Origin of the sequence: Agreia sp. Leaf335, assembly GCF_001423605.1 — a bacterium.
Classification (GTDB): Bacteria; Actinomycetota; Actinomycetes; order Actinomycetales; family Microbacteriaceae; genus Agreia.
In genome coordinates, this window is the sequence record NZ_LMOQ01000001.1 from 621,181 (window position 1) to 639,648 (window position 18,468).

At 67.1% G+C, this 18,468-nt stretch carries 14 protein-coding genes and 1 tRNA gene; 11 read left to right on the forward strand and 4 right to left on the reverse strand.

Annotated features, from left to right (window positions below; translation table 11 throughout):
* Positions 1-5: 5 nt before the first annotated feature.
* Positions 6-248: a hypothetical protein gene (locus ASF79_RS03030; protein WP_055775688.1), complete on the reverse strand. Its 243-nt coding sequence runs from the start codon at positions 246-248 to the stop codon at positions 6-8.
* 223 nt (positions 249-471) lie between these two features.
* Between ASF79_RS03030 and topA the strand changes: the two genes are divergently transcribed.
* The 11 genes from topA (at position 472) to ASF79_RS03085 (ending at position 14,640) form a co-directional block, all read left to right on the forward strand.
* A complete protein-coding gene (topA, locus tag ASF79_RS03035; RefSeq protein ID WP_055851767.1) occupies positions 472-3,468 on the forward strand; it encodes a type I DNA topoisomerase in 2,997 nt (998 codons plus the stop codon).
* A complete protein-coding gene (gene tmk / locus ASF79_RS03040) occupies positions 3,465-4,118 on the forward strand; it encodes a dTMP kinase (protein WP_055851769.1) in 654 nt (217 codons plus the stop codon). Before topA ends, tmk begins: the two co-directional genes overlap by 4 nt.
* A gap of 34 nt (positions 4,119-4,152) precedes the next feature.
* On the forward strand, positions 4,153-5,310 hold the full coding sequence (locus ASF79_RS03045) for a DNA polymerase III subunit delta' (RefSeq protein WP_055851773.1): 1,158 nt from the start codon (positions 4,153-4,155) through the stop codon (positions 5,308-5,310).
* Positions 5,307-6,884, forward strand: coding sequence for an alpha/beta hydrolase (locus tag ASF79_RS03050; RefSeq protein WP_055775676.1), 1,578 nt, complete (start codon positions 5,307-5,309; stop codon positions 6,882-6,884). Before ASF79_RS03045 ends, ASF79_RS03050 begins: the two co-directional genes overlap by 4 nt.
* A gap of 2 nt (positions 6,885-6,886) precedes the next feature.
* A complete protein-coding gene (locus tag ASF79_RS03055; protein WP_055853065.1) occupies positions 6,887-7,525 on the forward strand; it encodes a TetR family transcriptional regulator in 639 nt (212 codons plus the stop codon).
* Between the two features lie 74 nt (positions 7,526-7,599).
* Positions 7,600-7,675, forward strand: a tRNA-Thr gene (locus ASF79_RS03060).
* A 63-nt stretch (positions 7,676-7,738) separates the two neighbouring features.
* Entirely contained in the window at positions 7,739-8,725 is a 987-nt protein-coding gene (locus tag ASF79_RS03065) for a Gfo/Idh/MocA family protein (RefSeq protein WP_268751122.1), read from the forward strand.
* 43 nt (positions 8,726-8,768) lie between these two features.
* Complete coding sequence (dacB, locus tag ASF79_RS03070) at positions 8,769-10,226, forward strand: D-alanyl-D-alanine carboxypeptidase/D-alanyl-D-alanine endopeptidase (protein WP_156366138.1); 1,458 nt, start codon at positions 8,769-8,771, stop codon at positions 10,224-10,226.
* Positions 10,227-10,327: 101 nt separating this feature from the next.
* Positions 10,328-10,921 (forward strand): isochorismatase family protein, encoded by a 594-nt coding sequence (locus tag ASF79_RS03075; protein WP_055851775.1) that lies wholly within the window; start codon positions 10,328-10,330, stop codon positions 10,919-10,921.
* A gap of 2 nt (positions 10,922-10,923) precedes the next feature.
* On the forward strand, positions 10,924-13,152 hold the full coding sequence (locus tag ASF79_RS03080) for an MMPL family transporter (protein WP_082495651.1): 2,229 nt from the start codon (positions 10,924-10,926) through the stop codon (positions 13,150-13,152).
* 21 nt (positions 13,153-13,173) lie between these two features.
* Positions 13,174-14,640: an NAD-dependent succinate-semialdehyde dehydrogenase gene (locus tag ASF79_RS03085; protein ID WP_055851778.1), complete on the forward strand. Its 1,467-nt coding sequence runs from the start codon at positions 13,174-13,176 to the stop codon at positions 14,638-14,640.
* Positions 14,641-14,713: 73 nt separating this feature from the next.
* On the opposite strand, the gene ASF79_RS03090 is transcribed toward ASF79_RS03085, so the two are convergent.
* The 3 genes from ASF79_RS03090 to ASF79_RS03100 form a co-directional block, all read right to left on the reverse strand.
* Positions 14,714-16,546 carry an ABC transporter ATP-binding protein gene (locus tag ASF79_RS03090; RefSeq protein WP_055851780.1) on the reverse strand — a complete coding sequence of 611 codons (1,833 nt, stop codon included), beginning with the start codon at positions 16,544-16,546 and terminating at the stop codon, positions 14,714-14,716.
* Positions 16,547-16,653: 107 nt separating this feature from the next.
* Positions 16,654-16,848 carry a hypothetical protein gene (locus ASF79_RS03095; protein WP_055851783.1) on the reverse strand — a complete coding sequence of 65 codons (195 nt, stop codon included), beginning with the start codon at positions 16,846-16,848 and terminating at the stop codon, positions 16,654-16,656.
* 82 nt (positions 16,849-16,930) lie between these two features.
* Positions 16,931-18,331, reverse strand: a complete 1,401-nt coding sequence (locus ASF79_RS03100) for an MFS transporter (RefSeq protein ID WP_055775659.1) — start codon at positions 18,329-18,331, stop codon at positions 16,931-16,933.
* Between the last annotated feature and the right edge of the window lie 137 nt (positions 18,332-18,468).

The window sequence follows — 18,468 nt, forward strand, 5'->3', positions numbered from 1 at the left end:
GCCCGTCAGCCCAGCCGCGACTCGATGAAGCGGTAGTCGACGGCCGACGGCAGCCGGGCATTGTCGCCCTCGCCGTTGTACTCCACACCGCTGCCGCGCAGATAGACGTAGCGTTTCGTCGTTCCCGCCGGGATCTCGAGTTGCGCCAAGGGCTCACCCGCCTGGGTGAACTCCGTTCGAACGGTGCGTCCTTCGAGTGGCCCGTCCGTGAGTTTGGCGGTGTAACTTCCGAATTCTGTCGTTGTCATTTCGCATCCTCTCCTTTGAGGTCGCTTTCCATCTTCCTCACCCGGGCGATATGCGCAAGGGGTCACCGCCGCTTGCCCGCCGCTTGTGCAATTAGGCAATGAGGGTAAAGAGGTGTGTATGGTGTGGCAGATGGGCCATCAGTGCCCGTCGAACCCCGTCGAAGACGCTTACCCGAGATTATCGCGAGTGGTTCGATTCTCTTTATTCCTGCTGAGGAGCACAGTGCCAGGCCCGAAAAAGCTCGTGATCGTCGAGTCACCGACCAAGGTCAAGTCCATCGCCCAGTACCTCGGCGACGGTTTCGAGGTGCAGGCGTCTGTCGGCCACATCCGCGACCTCATCGAGCCCAAGAACCTTCCCGCCGAGCTCAAGACCGGGTCGCTCGGCAAGTTCTCGGTCGACGTCGAAAAAGGCTTCGCGCCCTACTACGTGGTGAGCGACGCCAAGAAGAAGACGGTCGCCGAACTGAAGAAAGCCCTGGCCGGCGCCAGCGAGCTCTATCTCGCAACTGATGAGGACCGCGAGGGAGAAGCCATCGCGTGGCACCTGCTCGAGGTGCTGAAGCCCAAGGTTCCAGTGCACCGCATGGTGTTCCACGAGATCACCCGCGAGGCCATCGAGAAGGCGCGCGACAACACCCGCCAGATCGACGGCGCGCTCGTCGACGCTCAAGAGACCCGGCGCATCCTCGACCGTCTCTACGGCTACGAGGTCTCACCGGTGCTCTGGCGCAAGATCGGTCCCGGCCTCTCCGCCGGCCGGGTGCAGTCCGCTGCGACCAGGCTCGTCGTCGAGCGCGAGCGCGAGCGACTCGCGTTCACGGCCGCCGGCTACTGGGATCTGACCGCACACCTCTCTCCGGAGCTCGACGAGCTGTCGAAGTCCGAGGGGTTCGAGTCGAGACTGGCGCGCATCAACGGAGAACGCGTCGCCTCAGGCCGCGACTTCGACGAGAACGGCAAGCTCAAGTCGAAGGCCACGGCCCTCGACGAGGCCGGAGCGAAGGCGCTCGCCGCGGCGTTGGCCGCCCCCGGTGTGAACATCGTCGTCTCGTCTGTCGACTCCAAGCCCTATACCCGTCGACCGGCCGCGCCGTTCACCACGTCGACGCTGCAGCAGGAGGCCTCGCGCAAGCTCCGGTTCTCGGCACGGCAGACGATGAGCGTCGCCCAGTCCCTGTACGAGAACGGGTACATCACCTATATGCGAACCGACTCCCCGTCGCTGTCGCAGCAGGCGCTCAACGCAGCCCGGTCGCAGGCCAAGTCGCTGTACGGAGCGGAGACCGTTCCCGACAAGCCGCGCCTCTACGCCGGCAAGAGCAAGAACGCCCAGGAAGCCCACGAGGCTATCCGCCCCGCCGGTGAGACGTTCCGCACCCCGACGCAGCTGGCGTCCACCCTCCGCGGCAACGACTTCAAGCTCTACGACCTGATCTGGAAGCGCACCGTCGCATCGCAGATGGCCGACGCGAAAGGTGTGACGGCATCCGTCACCATCGCCGCCGGGCCGACGGGCGTCGAGGGAATGGCCGAGCCGGCGCTCGCCGAGTTCACTGCGAGCGGAACCGTCATCACCTTCCGCGGTTTCCTTCACGCCTACGAAGAGGGCCAGGACGAGGACCGCAACGGCCCCGCCGAGCCCGCCGAGGCAAAGCTCCCGCCGTTGACCGAGGGTCAGTCGCTGCGAGCCGTGTCCGTCGATGCAGCGGGTCACGAGACCTCGCCGCCGCCCCGCTACACAGAAGCGAGCCTGGTGAAGACGCTTGACGAGCTCGGCATCGGCCGCCCGTCGACCTACGCGTCGATCATCTCGACCATCATCGACCGAGGTTATGTCTCGCCCCGCGGCCAGGCGCTCGTACCCAGCTGGATCGCGTTCTCGGTCGTGCGGCTTCTCGAGGACTACTTCGGCGACCTGGTGAATTACGACTTCACCGCGACGCTCGAGAACGACCTCGACCGCATCGCCGGGGGAGAGGAAGACCGCGTCGACTGGCTGAACGGGTTCTACTTCGGCAACGAGGGTCATCGTGGCTTGCGTAATGTCATCGACAACCTCGGCGACATCGACGCACGCACGGTCAACTCCGTGGTCATCGCGTCGGACATCACGCTTCGCATCGGCAAGTACGGCCCCTATCTCGAGGTGCGCGAAGAAGGCGCGGCAGACGATGCCGTGCCACGCAGGGTCAATATTCCTGCCGATCTCGCCCCCGACGAGCTGACCGAAGAGAAAGCCCGCGAGCTCATCGACGCTCCTGTGGTCGTCGACCGGGTCATCGGTGTGAACCCCGAGACAGGCAAGAACGTCGTCGCGAAAGACGGCAGATTCGGGCCCTACGTCACCGAGGTCGATCCTGAGCCCGAGACGCCCGCCGAGGTGGCCGCAGCAGAACCGGCGCCGGCCGTCGTCGCGGATGGAACGACCAAGAAGGCGCCCGCTCGCAAGCCTGCTGCCAAGAAGAGCACGGCTCCCAAGCCGCGCACCGCGTCTCTGTTCAAGTCGATGGACCTGGCGACGATCGACATCGAGACGGCACTCCGTCTCCTCGACCTCCCCCGCGTCGTCGGCGACGACCCGGAATCGGGTGAGCCGATCACCGCGCAGAACGGCAAGTTCGGCCCGTACCTCAAGAAGGGCACCGACACCCGCTCGATCACCAGCGAAGATCTGATCTTCGAGATCGACCTGCCGGGCGCACTCGAACTGTTCGCACAGCCGAAGTACGGGGCGCGGCGCGCCTCGTCTGCGCTCAAGGAGTTCGAGGCCGACCCCGAGAGCGGCAAGCCCATCCGCATCAAGGACGGCCGTTTCGGCGCTTACGTCACCGACGGTGTGACGAACGCGACCATTCCGAAGGGGGAGACCGTCGAGGAGGTCGACTTCGAGCGAGCCGTGCAGCTTCTGGCGGACAAGCGCGCGAAGGGGCCGGCTGCCCCGCGCAAGACGGCAGCCAAGAAAGCGCCGGCCAAGAAGGCTCCTGCGAAGAAGCCTGCGGCCAAGAAGCCTGCGGCCAAGAAGCCTGCGGTGAAGAAGGCTCCCGTCGCGAAGGCCTCTGCCGCTGGAGACGAGTCGGCGACGGCCAAGAAGCCTGCCGTGCGCAAGACGACGGCTGCCAAGACGACGGCTGCGAAGACGACGGCTGCGAAGACGACGGCTGTGAAGACGACGGCTGTGAAGAAGCCCGCTGCGACGAAATCCGCTCCCACGACGTGACCGCACGCGGACTCTTCATCACCCTCGAGGGCGGCGACGGCTCGGGCAAATCCACCCAGGCCGCGCTCCTCGAGCAGTGGCTCGACCGTCAGCACCTAACGGTGCTGCGCACCCGGGAGCCGGGCGGAACGGACTTCGGCACGGAGGTGCGCGAGATCGTGCTGCACAGCCGCGGGCACATCAGCCCGCGGGCCGAGGCGCTTCTCTACGCGGCAGACCGGGCGCATCACATCAGTACGAAGGTACGACCGGCACTCGAGCGTGGTGAGATCGTCATCCAGGACAGGTACCTCGACTCCTCGGTCGCCTACCAGGGAGCGGGTCGTGTACTCGACTCGCACGAGATCAGGAGCCTGTCGCTCTGGGCGGCCGAGGGCCTGCTGCCCGACCTCACGATCCTGCTGGATCTCGACGAAGTCGAGGCACGCACGCGGCTCGACGGATCACGCACACGGTTCGATCGACTCGAGAACGAGAAGAGCGAGTTCCACGCCAGAGTTCGCGGCGCCTTCCTCACGCTTGCGAGAGCCGAGCCCGAGCGATTCCTCGTTCTCGACGCGTCGCAGCCCCCCGAGACGCTCGCCGCGCAGATCCGCGCCGCCGTGGAGCCGCTTCTCGGCGTCGAGTCGTCGGGGACGGACGCGCCCTGAGGTCGCTGTCACCGGCTCCAGGTAGGTTGTCTCTATGACCGTGTGGAACGACTTGACCGGCCAGGACGATGCGATCGCCATTTTCCGCGCCGCGGCAGACCCCGCGAACTCGGGCGATTCGATGACGCACTCCTGGCTCATCACCGGTCCTCCCGGATCGGGGCGTTCCAATCTGGCGTATGCATTCGCGGCCGCTCTGCTCAGCAGGCAGGGAGCCGACGGCGACCCGGCCACCACGCGCCAGGTCGAGGCTCGCACCCATCCCGACCTGGCGGTGCTCACCACCGAGCGGGTCATCATCTCGATCGACGAGGTACGCAAACTCGTCTCGAGTTCTCAGTTCTCGCCGTCGGTCGGGCGCTACCGGGTGATGGTCATCGAAGATGCCGACCGCATGGTCGAGCGCACCAGCAACGTGCTGCTGAAGGCCCTCGAAGAACCGCCGGAGCGCACGGTGTGGATCCTCTGCGCGCCCAGCGAGGCCGATCTCATCCCGACCATCCGCTCGCGTGTCCGGTCGGTCCGCCTCCGGGTGCCTCGCGTCGACGAGGTCGCCGCGCTCATCGAACGGCGCGACAACGTCGATCCGCAGGTTGCCGAGCGAGCTGCTCGAGAGGCGCAGAGCCACATCGGCATGGCGCACCGCCTCGCCACGAACGACGAGGCGCGCGCCCGTCGCGACGAGACGCTGAGTCTCGCCCTGGGCATCCAGAACGTGCCGCAGGCCGTCGTCGCGGCCGCGCGCCTGATGGAGATCGCCGGCGATGACGCGAAGGCGATCACTCTCGAGCGCGATGCGGAGGAGCGTGAGAGCACGCTGCGTTCCATGGGCGTCGAGTCCGGGCAGGCCGTGCCACACGCGCTCCGTTCGCAGATCAAGACCCTCGAAGACGATCAGAAGCGCCGTGCCACCCGAAGCCTCCGTGACGGGCTCGATCGCATCCTCGTCGATCTCATGTCGCTCTATCGAGACATCCTCCTCGTGCAGCTGAGTTCGGGGCTGCCCACCATCAACTCCGCCATCCAGCAGCGGCTCGACGAGGTCGCCGCAGGCAGCGACCCCGCAGACACCCTTGCGGTGCTCGACGCGCTCGCCGTCGCGCGTCGGCGGATCGCCGCCAACGTCGCACCTGCCCTCGCCCTCGAGGCCGCTCTCATCACCGCAACCCGCCAACGAAGGACAACTCCGTGACCGCCACCACTCCGCGCCGCAGGCGACGGTTCGCCTCCCTCGCCGTGGCCGCTCTCGCGGTCACGGTTCTCGTGTCCGGCTGCTCGACGTGGTTCGTCGACCGCAGCTCGTCCGGTGGCAGCGACAGGCCCGTGGCCGAGTCGACCCCGTCGGCCGAAGACGTCGATGCAGATCTTCGCCCGTTCTACGATCAGGTGCTCACCTGGACGGACTGCGGCGACGGCCTGCAGTGCGCTGAGGCGAAGGCCCCGCTCGATTGGAAGGACCCCTCCGCGTCGGACGTCTCCCTGGCGCTCGTGAAGCATCCTGCCAGTGGCCCGGGCGCACGCCTCGGCTCGCTGCTCGTCAACCCGGGAGGACCCGGAGGCTCCGGCTACGACTTCGTCAAAGACAGCCTCGACTTCGCGGTCAGCGATGCGTTGCAGGCTCAGTACGACGTGGTCGGTTTCGACCCGCGCGGCGTCGGCCGCTCGTCGGCGGTCAGCTGCCTCACCGACAAAGAGATGGATGCGTACCTCTACGACATCCTTCCCGGCGCGCGCGGCTCGCAGGAGTGGCTCGACGCCTACACGGCCTCGGCGGCACAGTTCGCGACCTCGTGCGAGAAGAACAGCGCCGATCTGCTGGGGCACGTCGACACGGTCAGCGCGGCACGCGATCTCGACCTGCTGCGCGCCACTCTCGGCGACAGCAAGCTCAACTACCTCGGATACTCGTACGGAACCTTCCTGGGATCGACCTACGCCGACCTGTACCCGCAGAAGGTGGGCCGGCTCGTTCTCGACGGCGCCCTCGACCCGACGTCGAGCAACTTCGACGTGAGCGTCGGTCAGGCCGTCGGCTTCGAGAACGCGTTGAAGGCCTATCTCACCGACTGCCTCACGAAGTCGTCGTGCCCCTTCGAAGGCAGCGTCGACGACGGAATGGCGAGAATCGGCGAGCTGATCGGGCAGGTCGACGCCAGCCCGATCAGGGCATCTGACGGGCGTGAACTGGGATCGTCGACCATGCTGACGGCCATCATCTACCCGCTCTACAACGCCCAGAACTGGGACTATCTGAGCGACATGTTCTCAGATGTCCTCGCGGGCAACGCCGACTACGCCATGCAGTTCGCAGACGGCTACAACGGCCGCGGCGCCGACGGCACGTACGCCGACAACTCGACAGAGGCCTTCATGGCGATCAACTGCCTCGACTACGCCTACACGAACGACCCGGCCACCGTGCAGAAGCAGAATGCCGATCTCGTCGCGGCCGCCCCGACCGTCGGCCCGTGGTGGAGCTACGGCGACATCTCGTGCGACGCCTGGCCTGACAAGACGACGCGCACGCCCCACGCCGTGACGGCACAGGGGGCCGCGCCGATTCTGGTCGTCGGCACCACAGGCGACCCGGCGACGCCGTACGCGTGGGCAGAGAGCCTCGCCGGGCAGCTGTCGAGCGGTCAGCTGATCACGTTCGTCGGAGAGGGACACACGGCCTACGGCACGTCGAGCTGCGTCAAGCAGCTCGTCGACGCGTACTTCCTCGAGGGAACCGTGCCCGCCTCCGATCCGCGGTGCACGAGCTGACGATGAGCTCTGCAGTCCTAGACGAGGGCGTCGGCCTCCGTGAGCGCAAGCGGCGTGCCACGAGCCGCAGCATTCAATTCACGGTGCTCGAGCTGGCGGCAGAGAGAGGTCTCGAGCAGGTGACGGTCGACGAGATCAGCCGCATCGCCAACATCTCTCCCCGCACCTTCTTCAACTACTTCCCCTCGAAAGAGGCCGCGATGGTGGGCGAGAACCCCCTCGCGGTGCAGTCCGAGCTCATCGAGGCCTTCGTCACGCACGACTCCGACCGCGACACATTCGACGGTCTGCTCGAGCTGATGCAGCAGATGGCCCTCCTCGGCACCGGCGATCGAGAGCTGCATCAGCTCCGCCGCCAGGTTCTGCGTGACTACCCCGAGCTGTTCGTCCTGAAGATCTCGGGCATGCGCGGGTTCGAAGCCGCGCTGGCCGACGCGATCGAGCGCCGCCTGATCAAGCAGCACGCGGCATCCGATTCGGTGGATGCCGGGGGCTCGTTCGACGCTCGGGCTCGGCTCACGGCCCTGGTCGCCATGGCGGCCATGCGGCACGCCTTCACCCTATGGGCCGACGGAGAAGACGACGAGTCGCTCGCCGAGAAGCTCGTCGAGTCGTTCGCCCTGCTGAGGCAGGTGCTCTGAAGAGTGTCAGCGAAGCCTGCCAACATCGGCTAGGATTTGTTGCTGTGCCATTCGCAGTGAAATGCGGTGGCCAGGCCGCCTTAGCTCAGTCGGTAGAGCGATTCACTCGTAATGAATAGGTCATCAGTTCGATTCTGATAGGCGGCCCCACCACAAGAAAGCCCGGATGATCCGGGCTTTCTTTCGTTGGGTGTCCGACTTCGAAGGAGAATCGTGTCCACTCCATTGCGCTGGGGCATCCTCGGCACCGGCGGGATCGCCGAGATGTTCGTCACCGACCTGCGGGCCACGGGCATAGACATCGCCGCCGTCGGTTCTCGCAGCCAGGCGTCGGCAGATGTGTTCGGCGCGCGCTTCGACGTCGCAGCCCGGCATCCGTCGTACGAGGCTCTGGTCGCCGACCCCGACGTGGATGCGATCTACGTGGCCACGCCGCATCCGATGCACGCCGAGAACGCTCTCCTCGCCATCGCCGCCGGAAAGCACGTGCTGATCGAGAAGCCCTTCACGCTGAACGCCGACGAAGCGGCCCAGGTCAGAGAGGCGGCGCGCAACGCGGGCGTCGTCGTGCTCGAGGCGATGTGGACCCGGTTTCTGCCGGCGATGGTGCGTATTCGCGAGATCATCGCTGCCGGAACGCTCGGCGAGGTGCGCACGCTCATCGCCGACCACGACCAGTTGCTGCCGTCCGATCCGCAGCACCGCATCAACAATCCCGAGCTCGGCGGGGGAGCTCTGCTCGACCTCGGCGTCTACCCCGTGTCGTTCGCGGTCGATCTGTTCGGCGCACCGACCTCGGTGACAGCGAAGGGCGACAAGACGGCGACGGGGGTCGACCGACAGGTCGCGCTGATTCTCGAGCACGATGGCGGCGCGATCTCGGTTCTGCATACCGCGCTCGACACGCAGGGCGCGAACACCGCCACCATCGTGGGCACCGAGGCGCGCATCGAGATCGACTCCGTCTGGTACACCCAGACGAGCTTCACCGTCTACGCGGGCACGAGCGGAGAGGTGCTCGAGCGCTACGAAGAGGACGTGCTCTCCCGCGGCATGCAGTACCAGGCGTGGGAGCTCGAACGCGTCGTCCGAGAAGGTCGCGGCGAGAGCGACCTCCTTCCCGTCGACGAGAGTGTCGCGGTCATGGCCGTGCTCGACGAGGCCCGGCGCCAGGTCGGTGTCGTCTACCCCGGCGAATAAGACCCGCCGACGAGGCTGTCGCGGGCCGGGTTAGCATGGAGCGATGTCCGAGACGCCTGCACCGAAGCCGCGGCCCGCGATGCTCAGCGGGCTCGTACGACGTGCCCGAGCGCATCCGCGTGTTTTCGCCGCGACTGCCGCGGCCGCCGCGCTGATCGTTCTCGGTGGCGGGGGACTGGTGGCCGGGGCCGCCGTCGGCACGCCGGACTCGGATGTCGTCGCCCGCGTCTCGACGCTGTCGACGGCGAGTGCATCGCCGACGCCGACCCCGACTCCCACGCCGATCCCTGCGGCGCGCGCCGTGCCGGCCGCTGTTCCCCCGGCTCAGCCTGTGCGCACCTGCTCCATCGCCGAGGCCGCATCCGACTCGCGTCTCGGCACCTTCTCCGGCAGCGTACGCAACGCCACGACCGGCGAGATCCTCTACGACCATGGCGGCACCACCTTCTCCCGGACGGCGAGCGTGATGAAGGTCCTCACGAGCGCGGCGGCGCTTGCCGTACTCGGCCCCGACTACCGGGCGACGACAACGGTCGTCGCCGGTGCTCAGCCTGGCCAGGTCGTGCTGGTGGGCGGGGGAGACATCACCCTGGCCAGCGGCTCTTCCAACATCTATCCCGGTGCCGCCAGCATGCTCGACCTGGCCGCGCAGGTGAACTCGTCTCTCGGGGGAGTCCCCGTCACGTCGATCGTTCTCGACTCGTCGGCGTTCGCCGGAGATGCATGGCAGCCCTCGTGGAACCGCAAGGAGTTGTTCGACGGCTGGTCGAGCGAGGTGACCGCACTGCAGGTCGATGGCGACCGCGCCGACCCGTCGAGCAGTCAATCGGCTCGCAGCGAAGACCCGATCGGTCGGGCGGGCGCGGCATTCGCGAGCGCGTTGGGCGCGACGGGTGCACCGATCAGTCAGGGCGTGGCTCCGGCGGGCGCGGCGACGCTCGGTCAGGTGCAGTCGGCGCCGGTGTCGACCATGGTGCAAGACGCCCTCCTCCGCTCCGACAACACCGAGGCCGAGATGTTGGCGCGCCTCACCGCGATCGCGCAGGGCTCGGGCAACACGTTCTCGGCGCTGGGCGCATCCACCCCGTCGGCCCTCGCGAGTTACGGTCTCGACACGGCGGGGCTCGTGATCGTCGACGGGTCCGGCCTGTCTGACGACAACGGTGTCTCCCCGAACTTCCTCACCGCGCTGTTCGCCAAGATCGCCGCGCGGGAAGGCAATCTCGGCATCATCGCCGACGGTCTGCCGGTTGCGGGCGAGAGCGGCACGCTCGGCGGCCGATTCACCGGCTCGAATGCGGATGCCGCGGGCCACGTGATCGCGAAGACCGGCTGGATCGACACGGGCTACACCCTGTCCGGCATCATCAATGCGGCCGACGGCTCCGTCCTCACCTTCGCTTTCTTCGCCCTCGACGATGTCTCGGACAGTTCGAAGCAGGCTCTCGACACCATCACCGCGGCCGCCTATCGTTGCGGAAACAACCTGTCGAATCAGTGACGTTCGTGCTCTAGTATCGATTAGTAAGCCGGCTGACTAATTCGACCGGCGACATCGACTCGACGCCAATCACGTCGACGAGCAAGAGAGAGTGAGACGGCATGGGCCGCGCGCTGTTCATCGTGGACGTTCAGAACGACTTCACCGAGGGCGGGGCCCTGGGCGTCGAGGGCGGGCAGGCCGTGGCGGCCGGCATCTCTGCCCTGCTGGCCGAGCATCGCGGCGCCTACGACCTGGTCGCCGCTTCGCGCGATTGGCACGACGCAGACAACGACAACGGCGGGCACTTCGCCCGCGACGAGGCTCCGGACTTCGTCGACACCTGGCCGGTGCACTGCGTCGCCGGTACGTTCGGCGCGGAGTACAACGACGAACTCACGACCCGGTCGATCGACGTGCACATTCGCAAGGGCCAGGGAAAGCCCGCCTACTCGATCTTCGAGGGAACGGTGGAGGAGGGAGGCTCCGTCGCCGAGCTCCTGGATGCGCGCGGTATCACCGCCATCGACATCGCCGGTCTCGCGACCGACTACTGCGTGCGGGCCTCCGCCCTCGACGCCCTGCAGAACGGGCGCGAGGTGCGGGTCATCACCGATCTCGTCGCCGGCGTCGCCCCCGAATCGAGCCGCGAGGCGCTCGCCGAGGTGGCTCGCGCCGGCGCTGACCTGGTGCGCTCCGACCAGATCGAAGGCTAGAGATGCGCGTTCCACGGTGGCTGAGAGTCCTCCTGCCCGCCGTGTTGATTCTCGTGTGGCTGACCGCCGCGGCCATCGGCGGCCCGTATTTCGGCCGCATCGACGAGGTGTCGAGCAACGACCAGACGACGTACCTGCCCGCCAGCGCTGATGCCACCCGGGTCAGCGCTCTGCAGAAGCAGTTCACCGACTCCGACGCCATCCCCGCTATCGTCGTGTTCCGCACCGACGACGGAGCCGCGCTCACCGACCAGCAGCGTGCCGAGATCCAGACCCAGGTCGAGGGGCTCTCGACGGTCGGCGGGGTCCTCGACGACATCTCGCCGGCGATCGCGTCTCAAGACCAGCAGGCGGTCGAGGTGTTCGTGCCCATCGATGCGTCGGGCGAGGTGCGCGACACGGTCGACTCGATGCGTTCGTACCTGCTTCGAGAGGGCTCCGTCGAGGGGGTGACGGGTTTCGTCACAGGGCCGGCCGGCTTCACGGCCGACATCGGAGACGCCTTCGCGGGCATCGACGGCATTCTTCTCCTGACCGCTCTGGGCGCCGTCTTCGTGATCCTGTTCATCGTGTATCGGTCACCGCTGCTTCCGTTCCTGGTGCTCGGAACGTCGCTCTTCGCTCTGACGACGAGCCTGCTCACCGTCTGGTGGCTCGCGAAGGCCGGGGTCTTCACGCTGAACGGGCAGGTGCAGGGCATCCTGTTCATCCTCGTGATCGGCGCCGCCACCGACTACTCGCTGCTCTACGTCTCGCGCTACAAAGAGGCCCTGCGCTCGCACGAGAAGCGCTGGGATGCGACGTGGGCCGCCCTGCGGGTATCCCTCGAGCCGATCGTCGCATCGGGTGGAACGGTGATCGCCGGACTCCTGTGCCTGCTCTTCTCCGACCTCAACTCGAACAAGGCCCTCGGGCCGGTGTCCGCCGTCGGAGTGGCTTTCAGCGTGCTCGCCTCGCTGACCCTGCTGCCGGCTTTGCTGCTCGCCTGCGGCCGCGCGTCGTTCTGGCCGCTTCGGCCCAAATACGCGGGGCCGGATGGGGCGGCCGTGCGCGTCGATGCCGAGCCCGCCCGTCACGGTTTCGCGGAACACAAGACGGCGCACGGCGCGCCGAAGGGTTTCTGGCCGCGGCTGGAGTCCTTCATCTCCTGGCGGCCCCGCACGATCTGGATCGTGACCACGGTGGTGCTTCTCGCCGCCGGAACGGGAGTCCTGCAGCTGCAGGCCAACGGTGTTCCGCAGAGCGATCTGATCCTCGGCCAGTCCGAGGCGCGAGACGGACAGATCGCCTTGGGAGAGCACTTCCCCGGTGGGTCAGGGAGCCCCGCGCTGATCGTCGCGCCCGAGGCCGATCTCGGCGATGTCGCATCCACCGTGCTGTCGACCGACGGGGTGACCTCGCTCACGGTGACGAGCGCGAACTCGCCCTCGGGGTCTGCGAATGTCGACAGCGACGGCGCGCTCTCCGCGCCGGGCGGTGCTCAGACGCTCATCGCGGTCCAACCCACCGTCGTCGAGGGTCAGGTACTGCTGCAGGCCACTCTGTCCGACGCCGCAGACTCGGATGCCGCCAAGGACACGGTGCGCGCGTTGCGCTCGGCTCTGGCCGACGGCTCGACCGGGGCGCTGGTCGGAGGGGTGACCGCCACGGCCATCGATTCCGACACGGCAGGTCTGCACGATCGCAACACGATCATCCCGATCGTCCTTGTCGTCATCCTGTTCATCCTCATGCTGCTCCTGCGCTCGATTCTGGCGCCCGTCCTGCTGATCCTCAGCGTGGTCGTGTCGTTCGCCGCGGCGCTCGGTGTCTCCGCGCTGGTCTTCAATCACCTCTTCCAGTTCCCCGGGGCCGATCCCTCGGTGCCCCTCTACGGCTTCGTCTTCCTCGTCGCCCTCGGCATCGACTACAACATCTTCTTGATGACGCGTGTGCGAGAGGAATCGATCACGCATGGCACGCGTCGCGGCATCCTGCGCGGCCTGACCGTGACCGGTGGCGTCATCACATCGGCGGGAATCGTGTTGGCGGCGACCTTCTCGGCGCTGGGGGTCATTCCGGTTCTCTTCCTGGCTCAGATCGCCTTCATCGTGGCGTTCGGCGTGCTGCTCGACACCCTCCTCGTGAGGTCGCTCCTGGTTCCCGCGTTGGCATACGATCTGGGCCGGGTCGTCTGGTGGCCGAGTAAACTGGCGAAGGCGCCCGAGGGCGTCGCCACGCCATCTCGTTAGCGCTCAGCAGTACGGAGAACCATGACAACGACGTCCGAATCCACGCTTCTCGAATCGGTGCCGAACCAGCTCTACATCGGTGGGCGTTGGATCGACGCCGAGGGCGGACGCACCATCGAGGTCGATGACCCGGCCACGGGTCGTTCCATCCGCACCATCGCCGATGCGAGCCCGGCCGACGGCATCCGCGCTCTGGATGCCGCTGTCGCGGCCCAGGCCGACTGGGCGGCGACCGCGCCGCGCGTACGCGGCGAGATCCTGCGCCGGGCATTCGACATGCTCCAGGAGCGCAAGGCCGAGTTCGCGTTGCTGATGACCCTCGAGATGGGCAAGCCACTTGCCGAGGCGGCCGGCGAGGTCGCGTATGGCGGCGAGTTCCTGCGCTGGTTCAGCGAAGAGGCGGTGCGCATCTCGGGCCGCTACGGCCAAAACCCCGAGGGAACGGGCACGATGGTCGTCTCGCAGCGCCCCGTGGGACCGTGCTTCCTGATCACCCCGTGGAACTTCCCTCTGGCCATGGCCACGCGCAAGATCGCGCCCGCGCTCGCGGCCGGCTGCACCGTGGTCGTCAAGCCTGCCGAGCTCACCCCGCTGACGACGCTGTTCTTCGCCAAGCTGCTCGAAGACGCTGGCCTGCCCGCCGGAGTGCTCAACGTGATCACGACGTCGGCGTCGGGTGCGGTCTCCGAGCCGATCATCTCCGATCCCCGCCTTCGCAAGCTCAGCTTCACCGGCTCGACGGGGGTCGGTCAGAAGCTCATCGCCCAGTCGGCAGCGAGCGTGCTGCGCACGTCGATGGAGCTGGGCGGCAATGCGCCCTTCGTCGTGTTCGACGACGCAGATCTCGACAAGGCCGTCGACGGCGCGATGCTCGCCAAATTCCGCAACATCGGTCAGGCGTGCACCGCCGCGAATCGATTCATCGTGCACGAGGCGGTCGCCGACGAGTTCGCACGGCGCATCGCCGAGCGGGTGAAGGGGCTGTCGATCGGCCGCGGCACCGAGCAGGGCGTCGACATCGGTCCGCTGATCAACGACAAGGCGGTCGACAAGGCCGACGGCCTCGTGCAGGACGCCGTGTCGCGAGGCGCGCATGTGGTCACGGGCGGCAAGCGCGTCAACGGCCCGGGCAGCTTCTACGAGCCCACCGTCGTATCCGGTGTCGTTGCCGGCAGCGAGATTCTGCGTGAGGAGATCTTCGGACCCGTCGTGTCGATCGTGACGTTCGCAAACGAAGACGAGGGCGTGCGCCTCGCGAACGACACGCAATACGGGCTGGTGAGCTATGTGTTCACCGCAGACCTCGCGCGCGGTCAGCGCATGATCGAGCGTCTCGAGACCGGCATGATGGGCCTCAACGTCGGTGTGGTGTCGAATGCCGCAGCGCCGTTCGGCGGCGTCAAGCAGTCTGGGCTCGGACGCGAGGGCGGCCTGGAGGGAATCCACGAGTACCTGTCGACCAAGTACACGCTCATCCCGAACTCGTAGAGGAGGACAGATTGCTTGGGCAGAACAGTCCGGGCGATTCAGGGAGCTGCGAAGCGGCCGTATCGTGAACCGGTCACACCAGCAGCTGGTGCTTCGCGAGGTCCTTGTAGAGAGGCGTCGACACCACGAGCTCCGAGTGCGTTCCCACGCCCACGACGCGGCCGTGCTCGAGCACCACGATCTGGTCTGAGTCGACCACCGTCGAGAGGCGGTGCGCGATCACGATGAGCGTGCGGTTCTCAGCGACAGCGTCGATGGCCTCGCGCAGCATCTGCTCGTTCAGGCCGTCGAGGCTCGACGTCGACTCGTCGAGCAGCAGGATGGGCGGGGCCGCGAGCAGGGCTCGGGCGATGGCGAGCCGCTGGCGTTCGCCGCCCGAGAGCATCACACCGTCTTCTCCGACGGCCGCGTCGAGCCCGGCGTCGTTGCGGTCGAGCACCTCTCCGAGGTTCACCGCGTGCAGCACCTCGATGCACTGCGCGTCGCTCGCATCGGGCGAGGCGAGCAGCAGGTTCTGCCGGATGGTTCCGGCGAGTACGGGCGCGTCCTGCTCCACGTAGCCGATCTGCGACCTCAGCGTCTCGCGATCGATCGCCTTGAGGTCGATGCCTCCGAGGCGAACGGTTCCCGATGTGGGGTCGTAGAACCGCTCGATGAGCGCGAGCATGGTGCTCTTGCCCGCTCCCGAGGGGCCGACGAGAGCCGTGCGCTGGCCCTGGCGCGCGGCGAAACTCACGCCGTGCAGAACACCGGATGCCATCGGTCCGCCGGCGGGAACGTCGGCGTCGTCGACGGGTGTGCCGGCGTAGGCGAAGTGCACGTCGTCGAACTCGAGTGCGATGCCGTCGACGGGGATAGACGGAGCAGCGCTCCGCGCGATGTCAGCGTCGAACTGCGTCTCGACGGGCAATTCGATGATCTCCTGGATGCGGCCGAGAGCGCCGAGCGCCTGGTTCACCGAGTTGAGAGCGCCGAAGGCCTGGCCCAGCGGCATGATCATCATGAAGAGGAAGAGGATGAACGAGATCAGGTTGGCGATGGTGATGGAGCCGTCGGCCACACGGAATCCACCGACGCCGAGGACGACGAGGAGCGAGACCTGCAGCGCGATTCCCGCGATCGGAACGACGAGGGCCGAGATCTTCGCGACCCGCACGCCCATGTCGAACGCGCCGCGCGCATCCACCTCGATCGCGGCGATCTCGCGATCGGTGGCATTCGATGCACGCACGGTGCGGATCGCTCCGAGGGATCGCTCGACGGAGGCGGCGAGGTCGCCCACCTTCTCCTGCTGCTTGCGGCTCGCGGTGCGCACGCGGCCCGAGATGAGCACGACGGTGACGACAGACACCGCGATCACGGCGACGGTGAGGCCGAGAAGAACCGGGTCGATGATGAGCATGGCGATGAGCGCGCCGAAGAACACGAGCGAACCGCCGATGGCATCGACGAGCCCCTGGGTGATGACGGCGTACAGCAGCGTGGTGTCGCTGCCCACTCGGCTCACGAGGTCGCCGGTGCGGCGCACATCGAACTCGCGGATCGGCAGGCGCAGCATGCGACGCACCAGCTGGCGACGGGCCGACAGCACGACCGCCGTGCCCGTTCGCTGCAGCAGGTAGTGCTGGAATCCGCTGATGAGCCCGGACACGACGACGAGCACCACGAGAGCTGTGACGAGCGTGCCGAGCGGGTCGCCCGCCTGCACCACCGTGATGACCTGACTCACGAGCAGGGGCTGGGCCAGGCTTGCCGCGGCGCCGAGAATGCTGAGCACGATGACGACGGCGAGGATCGGCCGGTGCTCTGCGAGGTAGGGCAGAAGCTGGCTGAAGCGGGCGCGAGGGCCATCGTCGGGTTTCGGCGATCGACCCATCCTGCGGCGTGGTTGCGTACTCGTGCTCATTCGAAACTCTCTGATGCGTGAAACGGGGCGGTCGAACCCGCGCGACACCGACTGAATCGGCCGCGCGGTTCCCTAGTAATTGTGCACCGCGCGTGGTGCGCGCGAGGTCACCGCGGGCTGACGACGAGCGACGAACCATCGACCGTCTGCGGCGGAGTCGAGACCGGGGGAGCGAGGAGAAGGGCGGCAAGCGTCAGGCCGCCGAGACCGGATGCGACGAGCCAGGCGCGAACGGCCCGGTGCGGCTCGGCGCCGCGCCACGACCCGGCGTGGTGCCACGGCGTGCCCTGATGAATCGACATGGTCGAACCATACGCCGCGAGCCTGCGAACCGCCGGATAGATCGGCGGCTCGCAGGCTCGTGGATGCGTGCGGTGACGGGGCCTAGGAGACGTTCGCCTCGTAGTCGACGTCTTTCGTCTCCTTGCTCAGGATCAGGGCGACGAGTGTGATGACGGCCATGACGCTGAGGTAGAGGCCGACCAGCCAGGTGCTGCCGTCGGCCGCAGTCCACAGGGCCACGGCGATGAACGGAGCCACGGCGGCGCCGAGGATGCTGGCGACGTTGTAGCTGATCGCAGAACCGGTGTAGCGCACGTTGGTCGGGAAGAGCTCGGGCAGGACCGATCCCATGGGACCGAAAGTGAGCCCCATCAGTGTGAAGCCGATGATGAGCAGAGCCATCACACCCACGAATCCACCTCCGAAGAGCGGAACGAAAAGCAGGCCGAAGACGATGATTGCCACGGTCACCCAGATGAGCGTCTTGCGACGCCCGTACTTCTCGGCGAGAGGACCCGCGACCAGGGTGAAGATTCCGAAGAAGACGACGCCGACGATCAGCATGATGAGGAAGTCGTTGCGCGGGTAACCGAGTCCGGCCACGAACGTGTCGGCCGAGAACGCCTTTCCGGCCTTCTCCGCAGCCGCCTTGCCCGCCTCGACCGTCGAGGGCGTGGTTCCGAAGGTGAGGGTGAACGTGGTCATCAGGTAGAAGAGCACGTACGTCGCGAGCATGATGAACGTGCCGAGAATGAGCGGCTGCCAGCTCGTCTTGAAGACGCGCGCCAAGGGGAGTTTCGCGACCTCGCCCTTTTCGACGACCTTCTGGAAGGCCGGCGTCTCGATGAGCTTGAAGCGCACGTAGAGGCCGACCGCCACCAGCAGCGCGCTGCCGAGGAACGGGATGCGCCAGCCCCAGGAGGCGAAGTCCTCCGGGCTCAGGCCGAGCGAGAGCCACAGGAAGACTCCGTTGGCCACGATGAATCCGATAGGGGCGCCCAGCTGCGGGAACGTGCCGTAGATGGCCCGCTTGCCCTTGGGCGCGTTCTCGGTCGCCAGCAGGGCCGCACCGCTCCACTCGCCACCGAGGCCGAGGCCCTGGCAGAAACGCAGAACGACCAGGAAGGTCGGGGCGAGCACGATCCAGCCGTCGACACTCGCGGTGGGCAGGCATCCGATCAGCACGGTCGCGATGCCCATGGTGAGCAGCGATGCCACGAGCGTGCCCTTGCGTCCGATCCTGTCGCCGAAGTGGCCGAAGATGATCGAGCCGATCGGGCGGGCGACGAACGCCGCACCGAACGCGGCGAAGGAGCTCAGCAGCGCGGTGGTGTCGTCGGCGTTCGGAAAGAAGAGCTTCGGAAAGACGAGAACGGCTGCGGTGGCGTAGACGTAGAAGTCGTAGAACTCGATCGAGGTGCCGATGAGGCTGGCGAGGACGACGCGCGAGCGGGGATTGGTCTTGGGCGCGGGCGCGGTTGCGGCCGGGGCTGCGGATGACATGGCGGGCTTTCGGTGAATGCGTCGAGGCTCGACGAGAGGGAGGGCATCGGGGTGCTGCTCGACAAGACCGGCGTTGTTCGTCGCGTCTCGGGAGGCGCCATCGATGCGAAAAATGGTGGCGCGGGTTCCGCGCCTCC